This is a genomic window from Streptomyces sp. CAU 1734 (assembly GCF_039888735.1).
Taxonomy (GTDB): Bacteria; Actinomycetota; Actinomycetes; order Streptomycetales; family Streptomycetaceae; genus Streptomyces.
Map to the genome: position 1 here is coordinate 124,573 of NZ_JBDQQP010000021.1, position 12,768 is coordinate 137,340.

The 12,768-nt window shown below is 75.0% G+C and carries 8 protein-coding genes; 4 read left to right on the forward strand and 4 right to left on the reverse strand.

Annotation, left to right across the window (positions count from 1 at the left end; translation table 11 throughout):
* Positions 1 to 243: 243 nt before the first annotated feature.
* Positions 244 to 2,793 carry a hypothetical protein gene (locus AAFN69_RS31365; protein ID WP_347732271.1) on the forward strand — a complete coding sequence of 850 codons (2,550 nt, stop codon included), beginning with the start codon at positions 244 to 246 and terminating at the stop codon, positions 2,791 to 2,793.
* Here the strand turns inward: AAFN69_RS31365 and AAFN69_RS31370 are convergent.
* The 3 genes from AAFN69_RS31370 to AAFN69_RS31380 form a co-directional block, all read right to left on the reverse strand.
* Positions 2,763 to 5,177, reverse strand: coding sequence for a right-handed parallel beta-helix repeat-containing protein (locus tag AAFN69_RS31370; protein ID WP_347732272.1), 2,415 nt, complete (start codon positions 5,175 to 5,177; stop codon positions 2,763 to 2,765). The genes AAFN69_RS31365 and AAFN69_RS31370 overlap by 31 nt on opposite strands.
* Positions 5,178 to 5,559: 382 nt before the next feature.
* Positions 5,560 to 6,021: a DUF6643 family protein gene (locus AAFN69_RS31375; protein WP_347732273.1), complete on the reverse strand. Its 462-nt coding sequence runs from the start codon at positions 6,019 to 6,021 to the stop codon at positions 5,560 to 5,562.
* Between the two features lie 242 nt (positions 6,022 to 6,263).
* Positions 6,264 to 7,505, reverse strand: coding sequence for a glycosyltransferase (locus AAFN69_RS31380; RefSeq protein ID WP_347732274.1), 1,242 nt, complete (start codon positions 7,503 to 7,505; stop codon positions 6,264 to 6,266).
* Positions 7,506 to 7,564: 59 nt separating this feature from the next.
* On the opposite strand from AAFN69_RS31380, the gene AAFN69_RS31385 reads away from it, so the two are divergent.
* Together AAFN69_RS31385 and AAFN69_RS31390 are read left to right on the forward strand one after the other, a co-directional pair.
* Positions 7,565 to 8,338, forward strand: a complete 774-nt coding sequence (locus AAFN69_RS31385) for an aspartate/glutamate racemase family protein (RefSeq protein WP_347732275.1) — start codon at positions 7,565 to 7,567, stop codon at positions 8,336 to 8,338.
* Between the two features lie 107 nt (positions 8,339 to 8,445).
* Positions 8,446 to 9,048, forward strand: a complete 603-nt coding sequence (locus tag AAFN69_RS31390) for a hypothetical protein (protein ID WP_347732276.1) — start codon at positions 8,446 to 8,448, stop codon at positions 9,046 to 9,048.
* 548 nt (positions 9,049 to 9,596) lie between these two features.
* On the opposite strand, the gene AAFN69_RS31395 is transcribed toward AAFN69_RS31390, so the two are convergent.
* A complete protein-coding gene (locus AAFN69_RS31395) occupies positions 9,597 to 10,709 on the reverse strand; it encodes an O-antigen ligase family protein (RefSeq protein ID WP_347732277.1) in 1,113 nt (370 codons plus the stop codon).
* A gap of 242 nt (positions 10,710 to 10,951) precedes the next feature.
* On the opposite strand from AAFN69_RS31395, the gene lnt reads away from it, so the two are divergent.
* Positions 10,952 to 12,544, forward strand: coding sequence for an apolipoprotein N-acyltransferase (gene lnt / locus AAFN69_RS31400; protein ID WP_347732278.1), 1,593 nt, complete (start codon positions 10,952 to 10,954; stop codon positions 12,542 to 12,544).
* Positions 12,545 to 12,768: the final 224 nt, after the last annotated feature.

The following is a 12,768-nucleotide window of genomic DNA, read 5'->3' on the forward strand; positions in this document are numbered from 1 at the left end:
ATGTCGCCGGATGCTGCCGAACGCGGCACGATGCCGCCCGATGGCGCCGAACGCCGCCCGACGCCGTCGCGGCGGACCGCTCCGGGCCCAGGCCGGACATCTTCCCATGCCCCGTTCTGTCTGGACTCGCGGAGATTCCGTGAGACCTGTTCCGGGAGGGTGGAGAATCCGGGAGCCTGGGCATCCGCCGGGCGTGTTCGCGTGCGCCGAACGGTTCACCCTCCGAGAGAGCGAGTCACACACGTGTTCCCTGCAACTCCCGCCACGCGGAGCGGCGGGCCCGCCCTCGAACTGCTGGTGCACGGAGTCGGCGGAGCCACCCCGCAGGACATGCTGGGCGACCCCCGTACCGTCCGGATCACCGGCGACGAGAAGGCCGCCGTCTTCCGGCGCACCGACGACGAGAAGGCCGAGAGCCGCCCGGAACAGTACCGGGGGCGGCCGGTGCCCGAGGCGTACTGCTGGTCCAATCTCACCTCCGGCAACAGCGCCCGCGCGCTCTGGCTGCTGCTGATCCCCTTCATGGTGGTCAACCTGGCGCACTGGATGCGCCCCCGGGCCCGCGGACTCACCCGGACCACCCGGCTGTACGCGGTGCTGGTGCGGCTGATCGCCCTCAGCCTGACGGTGCTGCTGACGGCCGCCGCCTGCGAGGTCGCGCTGGATCTGCTCGCCTGGCAGTGCGCGGGCACACCCGACTGCGCGGACGGACGCGGATGGCTCGGCTTCCTCTCCGCCGCCGGGGGCGGCTGGTGGTCACAGCCCGGACGCCGGCTCGCCCTCGCGGCGCTGCTGCCCGCCGCCGTGGTGGGGCTGCTCTGGTATCTCTCCAACCGCACCTGGAGCGCCTACGAGTCGCAGCGCCCGCCCACCGGACAGGACATCCGCGAGGGCGAACAGGGACCGCGCGACCCGGGACGCCTTCCCGGCGACGAGGAGGACGGCTCCGGCGACGAGGACGAGGACGAGGAGGAGGACGGCCGCGGCGCGCACGGGGAGGAGCACGGCGCGGATGCGGGCGCTGCCCGCCCCCGGCGGACGGGAGCGCGCCACGCGCTCGGCCGCCCCGGATTCTGGTACGGCCGGCGCCTCGTCGCCCGGCTCCGCGCCGCGCACACCGCCGCCGGACTCCTCACCGTCTCGGCCGCCGTCACCCTCGCCGCCGCCCGCCACGACCGCGCCGAGGCCCACGCCCTGCGCGCCGCCGGGGTGGCGCTGGAGACCGTCATCGCGCTCGCCGCCGTCGCCGTGGTCCTGGTCGTCATCCGCCGGGGCCGCAGCGAACGCCGCTTCGACGCACGGCTGGACCGCGCCGCCATCCGCGCCCTGCCCGGGTTCACCATCGGCGTCCTCGCCCTGTCCCTGCTGTACGCCTCCTGGTCCCGGCCCGGCTGGACATCGAGCGGCCCCCTCCCCGGGGTCGCGGCCTTCGGCATCATCGTGCTCGCCCAGGTGACCGGCGTCCTCGCGCTCGCCGTCGCCGCCGTCCTCCTCCAGCGCCGTGCCCGGCATGCCCGTACCGCGCTGCACGGACTCGCCGGCCCCGCCGTCGCCATGCTCGCCTGCGCCATCGCCGGGGTGATCACCGGCGGTGTCGCACAGCGGATCGCGGACTGGCTGGACGGCCCCGGCACCCCCGGCATGGACGGCGACGGCACCATCCCCGGGCCGCCCGTGCTGCTCAGCTGGCAGGCGTCCGTCATCCCGCTGCTGCTCATCGTGCTCATCGTGCCCGTCGTCGGACTCTGTCTGCGGACCTGGCTGGCCGCCCGCCGGCTGGCGGAGGTGGTGGAGCGGGAGTACGCCGACGCCGAGGCCCCGCCGCCGGGCACCGGGGTCTGGCGGCCCGACCCCATCCGCACCCGGCGGATCGCCGGCACCCGGGCCCGCGCCGCCCTCACCGACACCGCGCCCTGGATCGTCGGCATGGTCTCCGCCGCCACCCTGGTCCTGGGCGCCGGCGCGGTCGCCGGGGCCTGGGTGAGCGACCGGGTGCCCGGCGAGGCGCTCGACGGCGCCGGATTCGCCGGAACCGCCGCCAAAACGGCCCAGGACATGGGCTCCTGGCTGATCGGCTTCGGCTTCATCCTCTTCGTCACCTGGGGCCGCCGTGCCTACCAGGACGCCTCCGCCCGCCGCACCATCGGCATCCTCTGGGACGTCGGCACCTTCTGGCCGCGCGCCGCCCACCCCTTCGCGCCCCCCTGCTACGCCGAGCGCGCGGTGCCCGACCTCACCTGGCGGATGTGCACCTGGACCGAACAGACCGGCGGACGGCTCGTCATCTCCGGCCACTCCCAGGGCAGTGTGCTGGCGGCGGCGGCGGTCTGGCAGCTCCCGGCCGCCACCCGGAGCCGGGTCGCGCTGCTCACCCACGGCTCACCGCTCGAACGCCTCTACGGCCGCTGGTTCCCCGGCTACTTCGGCCCGGACGCACTCGGCGAACTCCGCTCCGAACTTCACTGCTGGCGCAATCTCTGGCGCCACACCGACCCGATAGGCGGACCGGTCCTGGTCGCCGCCGAGGGACCGTACCCGCCGGTCGACCGCCCGGCGCTCAAGGACCCCGTGGCCTACGGGCGCTCCCGGCGCAACCCGCTGCCGGAGCCCATCCTCGGCCACTCCCTCTACCAGGCCGACCCCGCCTTCGCCGACGAGCGCCGGGCGCTGCTCGACCGGCTGCGGCCGGCCGTGCCCCGGCAGTCCCGGGCCGCACCGGGGACCGCCCCCGCCGCCCTCGCCCCGCGCGGTGAGCCGGGGGATCACGGCAGCTCGGGCAGATCCTCCGGATAGAGCAGGGTCAGGTCGTCGGTGCTCACCTCGGTCAGCCCGGCAACCCGGCCCGCATGCCGCTCCACCATCGACTCGAAGGTCTGGCGGGCGGTACGGCCGTTTCCGAAGGCCGCACCCTTCGGCAGCACGGTGAAGTACTTCAGCAGCGCCTCACCCGTGCCGTCCGCCAGCCGGTACTCGTGCTCCTCCGCCTGCTGCTCCACGATCCGCAGCAGCTCATCGGCGCCGTAGTCCTGGAAGGTGATGGTCCGCGAGAACCGCGACGCCACCCCCGGGTTCACCGACAGGAAGCGCTCCATCTCCTCCGTGTACCCGGCCACGATCACCACCACCGCGTCCCGGTGGTCCTCCATCAGCTTCACCAGCGTGTCGATGGCCTCCTTGCCGAAGTCCCGGCCGGAGTCCTCGGGGGAGAGCGCGTACGCCTCGTCGATGAAGAGCACTCCGCCGCGCGCCCGGTCGAACGCCTCCTGGGTGCGGATCGCGGTCGAGCCGATGTGCTCCCCGACCAGATCCACCCGGGAGACCTCCACCAAGTGCCCGCGCTCCAGCACCCCGAGCGCCGCCAGGATCTCCCCGTACAGCCGGGCCACGGTGGTCTTTCCCGTACCCGGGGAGCCGGTGAAGACCAGATGCCGCCGTACGGACGCGGCCTTCAGGCCCGCCTCCCGGCGGCGCCGGCCGACCTCGATCATGTTGATCAGCGACCGGACCTCGCGCTTGACGCTCTCCAGGCCGACCAGGGTGTCCAGCTCTCCCAGCACATCCTCGGAGGTGCGCGCCGGTTCGGCCGGAGCGGGTGCCGGGACGGCGGCGGGCGCCGGGGAGGGCGAGGTGAGCAGCCCGGGCGAGCGGACGGCCGCCGGCACGGTCACCGGGTGTTCGCCGAGCGCGCGCTCCACCGCCGGGAGCACCCCGCTCTCATCGCTGGTGCACTCCTCGACGGCGAGCAGATTCCGGTCCGCGAACTCATAACCCCCGCGCGCGCACCGCTCCGTGCGGCAGCGGCTCAGCGTCGCGCGGCAGCCGTCCATCACATGGAAGCCGTACCCCCCGCTGCCGGTCACCCGGCAGCCCCGGAAGGTGCCCCGGCCCTCGGCCGACACATAGAAACCGGCCTCGGCGGGAGAGGTGACCGTACAGCGCTCGATCACCGGATCCGCGCCCTTGGTGACGATGACACCGGTCTGCGCCGCGTCGATGGTGCAGCCGTTGAGCGTGCCGCCGCTGCCGTGGTCGCGGAACCAGGCGCCGGTGGACGCCTCCCGGATCCGGCAGTCGTCCAGCTGCGCCGTCGCGCCGTCGCTCACCGACACCGCCGTGTTGCGGATCTGGGAGAGATCACTGTCGACGACATCGACCCGGGAGCCGCGGTCCAGTACGAACAGGGCGTCGGGGACGTCGTGCACCCGGCAGGAGTCCAGTACGGCGGTGGCCCCGTCACTCACCCACACCGCCGGGTAGTCGCCCGTGCTCTCGTGGATCTCGCACTGGTTGGCGTCGACCCGGGTGCCCGGATCCCACACCGAGAGGCCGTTGCGGCCGAATCTGCGGACCGTGGAGCGGGTGAGGGTGAGCACCGAACGCGAACGCAGATCGACCGCGTTCTCCGGGATGTCGTGGATGTCGCAGTCGGAGAGGGTGAGCACGGCGTCCGTGTCCAGGGTGACGCCGTCCGCCGAGGTGCGGTGCACCCGCGAGTCGGTGAGGTGGGCCGAGGCGCGCGAGGCGATCTGCACACCGGCGCCCTTGATCTCGTACACCTCGCAGCCGATCGCCTCCAGGCCGCTGCCCTCACCGGTGACGGAGAGACCCGAGCCCGAGGCGTGATGCACCCGGCACCGCTCCAGCCGGGGGTGCCCGCCGCCGCGCACCGAGATCCCGGCCTGCCCGGCCGACACGATCTCGCACTCCTCGAACACCCCGCCCGCGCCGTCCAGTACGGCGATGCCGACCCCGGCGGGGTTGTCCACGGTCACCCGGCGCACGGTGGGCCGCGCGGCACCGCGCACCTCCAGACCGGCGGCCGAGCGGGTGGAGATGCGCACATCGACCAGCTCGGGAGTGCCGTCCTCCACCAGCAGCGCGGGCGCGGTGGTGTCCTGGCCCTCGACATGGATGTCCTGGACGGTCGCGGAGGCGCGCACCGTCAGCGGCACCCCGTCGGCCGGGGCGATCCGCACCGAGCCGGGCGACCCCTCGGGACCGCGCAGCGTGACGGCCCGCCGCACCACCAGATTCTCGCGGTAGGTACCCGGGGCGACGGTGAGCACATCGCCGTCGCCCGCGGCTTCGAGGGCCGCCGCGAGAGAGGCGTACTCGCCCGTGCGGCGCCGCCACCGCGACGTGCCGCCGTGGGTCACCTGGACTGTGCCCTGTGCCATCGTGCTGCTCTGCCCCCACCTCGGGATCTGTTCCGGTGCGCCTCTGGGAAGGGGGGCGCCCCCTCGGGACCTGCTCTTCCGTCTCGTGTGCGGATGTCCGGCCGGGCCGGCCCGGACCCGCCGCGCGGGAACATCCGCCGTGCCCGGACGGCGGGCCCGCACCCCGCGAGGGGGTCGCACCACCGTAGCGCGCGTGAGCGGCGGGAGTTGACGGGAGCAGGAGGAGAGGGGGGAACGCGGCCGCGCCGGGGGAGAGCGGGCGGGCCGGCACACGGCGACGGCCGCGGGATTCCCACAGACCTCGTCGGGTGGGAACCCCGCGGCCGGAGGATGTGCCGGGCGGCGGCGCGGAGGTGAAGCGGAGCGGGGACCGCCGGTGCGGTCAGTAACCCTGCCCCTGATGCGGGCGGTTGTACGGGTCGCCGTAGCCGGCCGGTCCCTGTGCGGGGCGGGGCGTGGCGGGTCTCATGGCCTCGTACCCGGTGGCCGCCGGACGCTGCTGCTGCGGCTGGCCCTGCGGGGCCGGATAACCGCGCGGGGCGGGCGGCTGGGGCTGCCCGAAGTAGGGAGCCGCCGCCTGCTGCAGCGGCATCGGCTGCTGAGCCTGCTGGGGATACCCGTAGCCGTACCCCTGGGCGGGCTGGGAGGGAGCCGCCGGAAGGGCGGGCAGCGCCGCGGGGAGCGCCGGCAGATAGCTGTTGCCGGTGTCATACGCGGAAGGCACTCGGATCGGCGCGATCTGAGGCGTGCCCCGCTCTGCGACCAGGGAGTCGTAGATGGGGGTGTCAGCGAAAGACGGTGCGGAATAGTAGCCGCCGCCGTAGTTGGCGCGGGGGGAGGTCATGGGACCTAAGGTAAGCCCACTCCGCTCCGGATGGGGAGCCCGGTAGAAGGGTTGTTTCGGGAGATACGAGGGGGGTTGGGGTCCCAATCGGAGCGAACCCGGGAAAATCGGTCGTCGGGGAAGGTAATCGGGGAGTAGGGATCGTGTAAAGAGCAAGCTGAGAGCGGGTTACTGACGGGTTGGCACCCTTTTCCGCCCACCCGTACCGGAGTGCCCCGCACCGCCGTTCCCCGACCGGCTGGTCAGAGCTCCGGAGCGGCCCCGCGACGCGGCTCCCGCCGCCCGCCCGCCCCGGTCCCCGCCGGGTCCGGTTTTCCGTACGTCCGCCCCTTCCACGCCGCGCCCCGCCCCCGGTGGTGCCGGACCGCCGAATCGACCGTCATCAGCAGATAGAGCAGCGCGGTGAACGGCAGCAGCGGAGCGAGCGCCATCGGCTGCCGGTAGTGGCGCACCATCGGCAGATACGTCGCCGTCATCACCGCCCACGCCAGACCCCCCGCCCACGCGGCGGCCCGGTCGCCCCCGGCCGCACCCGCGAACAGCGCCACCGGCGGCACGAGATAGACCACCGCGAGCCCCGCCACCGTGCCCGCCAGCAGCACCGGACTGTGCAGCAGCTGGGCGTAGGCACTGCGCGACACCATCCGCCACAGGTCCGCCAGCCGGGGATACGGACGCACGCTCGTCACCTCCTCCGCCAGCCCCAGCCAGACGCGCCCGCCGGACCGGGCCACCGCGCGCGCCAGCGCCACATCGTCGATCACCGCCTGCCGGATCGACGCCGGCACCCCCGCCCGCTCGGCCGCGCCGGCGCGCAGCAGCACACATCCCCCGGCCGCCGCGACCGTCCGGGCGCCCGGACGGTTGACCCGGCGGAACGGATAGAGCTGACAGAAGAAGTAGACGAACGCCGGAACCACCAGCCGCTCCCACCCGCTCGCGGTCCGCAGCCGCGCCATCTGCGACACCAGATCGAGGTCATGGGTGCGGGCCGCCGCCACCAGCGCGCGCAGACTCCCGGGGGCATGCGCGATATCGGCATCGGTCAGCAGCAGATACTCCGGCTCCCTCGCCCGCGCCAGCGCGATGCCGTGCCGCAGCGCCCACAGCTTCCCCGTCCAGCCGGGCTCCGGCTCCCCGGGCGAGACCACGCTCAGCGGCAGCCCGCCGAGGCGCGCCGCCAGATCCCGGGCGAGCTCTCCCGTACCGTCCGTGCTGCCGTCGTCCACCAGCACGATCCCGGCCCGTCCCGGGTAATCCTGGGCGAGGAGCGACGGCAGGCTCTCCGGCAGTACGCCCGCCTCGTCCCGCGCGGGCACCACGATGACCACACCGGGCCAGTCACCGGGCTCGTCACCGGGCCGGGAAGCGGGCTCCTCCCGGCGGGGCAGCCGCTGATCGGTGCGCCAGAAGAAGCCCTGCCCCAGCAGCAGCCATCCCCATGCGGCCAGTGACACGAAGGCGATCCAGGCAAGGGCGCTCATACGCCGGAGTCTGCCCCACCCTCACGGGGTCCGACACGGAGGTCGACTATGGTGACCGGGTGAAGATCGCGCTCATGGACTCCGGAATCGGCCTCCTCGCGGCGGCCGCCGCGGTACGCGGACTGAGGCCGGACGCGGATCTCGTGCTGTCCTCCGACCCCGACGGGATGCCCTGGGGCCCCCGCACCCCCGCCGACCTCACCGAGCGGGCGCTCGCCACGGCACGCGCCGCCGCCGCGCATGCGCCCGACGCCCTGATCGTCGCCTGCAACACCGCCTCCGTGCACGCGCTGTCCGCGCTCCGCGCCGAACTGGAGCCGGCCGTGGCCGTCATCGGCACCGTCCCGGCGATCAAGCCCGCGTCGGCGGGCGGCGGACGGGTCGCCATCTGGGCGACCCCGGCCACCACCGGCAGCCCGTACCAGCGCGCGCTCATCCGCGACTACGCCGGCGCGGCCGAGGTCACCGAGGTGCCCTGCCCCGGCCTCGCGGACGCGGTCGACCAGGCGGACGCGGACGCCGTCCGGCGCGCCGTCGCCGACGCGGCGGCCCGGACACCGCGCGAGGTGCGCGCACTGGTCCTCGGCTGCACCCACTACGAACTGGTCGCCGAGGAGATCCGCGCCGCCGTCGGACCCTCCGTGGAGCTCCACGGCTCGGCCCGCGCCGTCGCCACCCAGGCGCTGCGGCGCGTCGGCGCCCCGCCCGACCCCGGCGCCGCCCCCACCGGCCGGCTCACGGTGCTCCACAGCGGCCGTGACTCCCGGCTCTCCGGACAGGCGATGAGCTACCCCGAGGGGAACCTCCTCCAGCCGGTCGGCTTCCCGGGCTGAGCCCCGCCGGGCGCCCGCCGGAGTCACCCGAATGATTCATTTCGGGGCGCGGTGCCATCTCCCGCGGAGGCGATGCCGGTCCACCCGAAGCTGGGTACTCTGCTCGCATGAGGGAGCACTCTCACGACCCCACGCACCCCTCCGCACACCCGGCAGAACCCGTGCCCGCGGTGTGGACGGGGCGTGCGACCAACCGTATGCAGTGGCTGCTCGCCGCGGCGGGCGTCGCCTGTATCGCCCTCGGCATCGCCCTGGCCGTCGACTCCTCCTGGACCTCCGGCATCGCCCCGCTGCTGATGTCGGTGATCGGCTGTGTCACGGTCGGACTGCTGATGCTCTACGGCACCCTCGCCTTCGTCCATGTGGCCGTCCGGGTCGACAGCGACGCGGTCGAGATCCGCTGCGGCCACATGGGCCTGCCGCGCCGCCGGATCCCGCTCTCCCATGTGGTCGCCGCCGACCTCGCCCCGCTGGTCACCCCGTGCCACTGGGGCGGCTGGGGCTACCGCTGGCGCCCGGAGAAGGGCACGGCGGTCGTCGTGCGGCGGGGTGAGGGCATCATCGTCACCCTCGGTGACGGCAGAACCCTCACCGTGACGGTCGACGACGCGGAGGCGGCGGTCCGCGCGATCCGCGACCGCCTCCGCCCGGGCCCCGCCGGGCCGGGCAACGGCCCCGCCGCCGGCCCGCCGGCGCCCGCGGAGGCGTGACTTCCCCGGCGTCCCCGGAGCGTGTTTTCGGACGCCTCCCGGGCCGGTGGGTTCGGCGTGTCCCGCTCGGCGGACGGTGTCGCCCCGCGCCGAGTGGAGGTGGTGCGCCGGGACCGGTTCCGTCTCCCGCACCCGCTGTACGGCGGCCGGGACCCAGGGTCGCCGCGGCGGGTACGGCCGAGCGCCGCGCGGATCGGATGCGGTGACCGCCGCCGGAGAGAACCGGGAGGCCCCGCACCCGCGCTCGTGGGGCGGCCGGGCTTCAGGGCCGCTGCCGCGAGCGCGACCGGTGCGGCCGATCGCCGTACGGGCCGGTCGCGGTGATGCGGTCGCCGGATCGCCGTCGCCGGATCGCCGTCGCCGGGAGGAGACGGCCCGATTCCCGCCCCCCGCCCGTGCGGTGGGCGGGCCTCAGGGCCGCCGGCGAGGGTGCGGCGGGTGTCCCACCCCGTACGGCCGGCCGCCGCGCGCTTCGGGCGCGCACCCGCGTGCGGCCGCCGCCCCGCGATGGGTCGCGGGGCGTACCAGCGGGGCGCCACCGGCACGTGTCAACCGGGGCCGTCCTCGGGCCCGCGCGCGCCGGGCCCGGGCGGCGGATGGGGCGCGGGGGGCGCACAGGCGGGCGTCGTACGGGCCGTGGCCAGGCCCGCGAGCAGACCCGCGCCCATGGTCACGGGGGTGAAGCTCAGGGCGTTGCCCAGTACCGCCACCACCGCCAGCGCGGTCAGCCCGGCCGCCGCGCTCAGCACCACCGCGGTCGCGCGCGGCGACCGCCAGAGCCCGTACAGCAGCCAGCCGAACGCCGCCGCCAGCAGGGCCACCCCCACCGCCCCCTGCTCCGCGGCCTGCTGGAAGAGGGCCGAGTGCGGTGTCCCGTCCAGGTAGGCCGACTGCTGTGCGGTGGTGCTCAGCTTCCCGAACCGGCCGGGGCCCGCGCCCCGGAGCGGATCCGCCCCGGCGATCGACACCGCCTCCCGCCACAGCGTGACCCGGTGCCGGGTCAGCTGGCCCTCCAGCGAGACCGCCAGCCCCCGCGGCAGCGCACTCACCGCCACGCCCCACAGCACCCCCGCCACCACCGCCGTCCCCAGCACCAGCCCGCCCAGCGCGGCCCGCCGGCGCCGCATGCGCGCCGCCGCCAGTGAGCACAGCACCACCCCCGACACCGCGATGAACCCGGCCGGCGAACCCAGCACCAGCGCGATCACACCGACCGCGGGGCCCAGCAGCCAGAGCACCCCGCGCACCACCCGGCGCCGCGCCGCCGCAGCCGCGCAGCAGGCCGCACTCGCGCTCAGCACCAGCAGCGCCGCCGTCACCCCGGTGAGCCCGGGGCGGCCCAGTGCCACCGGATGCGCCCCCGGCACCCCCTCCGGCGAGACCACGGCCAGCCCGAGGGCGGCCAGCGAGACCAGACACCCGGCGGCGACCGGCAGCGGCGCACCCGTCGCCCGGCCACAGGCGTACCCTGCGGCGACCGCGAGGACCGCGAGCAGCACCCCCTCCGGCCTGGCGTCCCGCCCCGCCGCACTGATCAGCGGCCAGAGCGCGCACGCGCCCAGCAGCGCGATCCCCACGGCATCGCCGCCGCCGCGCTCCCGCGCCCCGGAGCCCCCGTGCTCGCGCACCCGCGCCCCGGCCCACCCCTGTGGTGCAGCCATTCCGTCGTCCCCCCGACCGTGACGGACCCCGCCGCGTCCGCCCCGGCCCGGGTCGACGGCAGGGCTCGGCGCACACGGTAACGGCAGTGACACGTTCATGTGGACGGATTGCGCGGGAACATCGCGGCAGATGTGCCCACGGGCCGGCGCGGGCGCGCACCCCGGCACTCCGCACCGCCGCCGGGGCCGCTCCCGGACCCGGCCCGCCCGCTCCGCGGAGCACTCGCCGTAGACTCCGGCAGGTGAGCGCCACCACTATCGCCGTCGACACCCCCCGGCCCGACCCCGCCGAGAGCCGGTCGCCGCTGCGGCGGCTCATCCGGCCCGGGGCCGCCCTCCTCTCCGGAGCACTGCTCTTCCTGAGCTTTCCGCCCCGGCCGCTGTGGTGGCTGGCGGTACCCGCCTTCGCCCTCTTCGCCCGGACCCTCCGGGGACGCCGGCCGCGCGCCGCCTTCGGCCTCGGCTACCTCACCGGCCTCGGCTTTCTGCTGCCGCTGCTGATCTGGACCGGCGAGGAAGTCGGCCCGGTGCCCTGGATCGCGCTCGCCGCCGTCGAGGCCCTGTTCATCGCCTTCACCGCCCTGGGCATCGCCGCCGTCACCCGACTGGCCGCATGGCCGGTCTGGGCGGCCGCGATCTGGATCCTGGGCGAGGCGGCCCGGGCCCGCGTACCCTTCGGCGGATTCCCCTGGGGCAAGATCGCCTTCGGCCAGGCCGACGGCCTCTTTCTGCCGCTCGCCGCGGTCGGCGGCACCCCGCTCCTCTCCTTCGCCGTCGTGCTCTGCGGCTTCGGCCTGTACGAGACGGTCCGCCTCCTCCTCGCCCGCCGCCGCACCGGCCGGTCCGCCCGCGCCCCGCTCGCCGCCGCCCTGCTCACCCTCTTCGTCCCGGTCACCGCCGCGGTCGCCGCACTGCCGCTGGTGGACGCGTCCGCCGAGGACGGCACCGCGACCGTCGCCGCGATCCAGGGCAATGTGCCGCGCCTCGGACTCGACTTCAACGCCCAGCGCCGCGCCGTCCTCGACAACCACGCCCGCCGCACCGAACAGCTCGCCGCCGAGGTGAAGGCCGGTACCGCGCCGCGGCCCGACTTCGTGCTCTGGCCGGAGAACTCCTCCGATCTCGACCCGTACCGCAACCCCGACGCCCGGATGGTCATCGACCGGGCCGTCAAGGCGATCGGCGTACCCACCGTGGTCGGCGCGGTGCTCACCCCCGACACCGGCAAACTCCGCAACACCCTCATCGAGTGGGACCCCGAGCGGGGCCCCGTCGACACCTACGACAAGCGCCATGTGCAGCCGTTCGGCGAGTACATCCCGATGCGCTCGGTGGTCCGCCTCTTCAGCTCCGACGTCGACCGGGTCCGCCGCGACTTCGGCCCCGGCGACAAGGTGGGCGTCTTCGACCTCGCGGGCACCAAGGTCGGCCTGGTCACCTGCTACGAGGCCGCCTTCGACAACATGGCCCGCGACACCGTCACCGACGGCGCGCAGCTCATCTCCGTACCGAGCAACAACGCCACCTTCGGCCGCAGCGAGATGACCTACCAGCAGCTCGCGATGTCCCGGGTCCGCGCCGTGGAACACGGCCGCTCCGTCGTCGTCCCCGTCACCAGCGGGGTCAGTGCGATCATCATGCCGGACGGCGAGGTCATCCGGAAGTCCGGAATGTTCACCCCCGACGCCCTGGTCGAGGAGGTGCCGCTGCGCTCCTCGCTCACCCCCGCGACCCGGCTGGGAGCATGGCCCGAGATCGCCCTGGTGCTCATCGCCGCGGGCGGCCTCGGGTGGTCCGCCGCGATCGCCGTGCGCGCCCGGCGCGCCAAGGCGTGATCCACCGGGCGGGCGGCCCGCCCGCCGCCGGGAAGACGGCCTAGGGTCAATGCCGTTGCGTTACGGGCTTGCGGGTGGGGGTCTGGTGATGAGGACGGCTTGGGGCCGGTGCGGGCCGGCTGAGGCCAGGCACGGTGCTCGGTTCGCCTGAGGTGGTAGTTGGACATCTTGCGTTTGACGACACGGGGCTGGCTGCGGAGCCGTCTGACGGGAAGGAGTCGTTC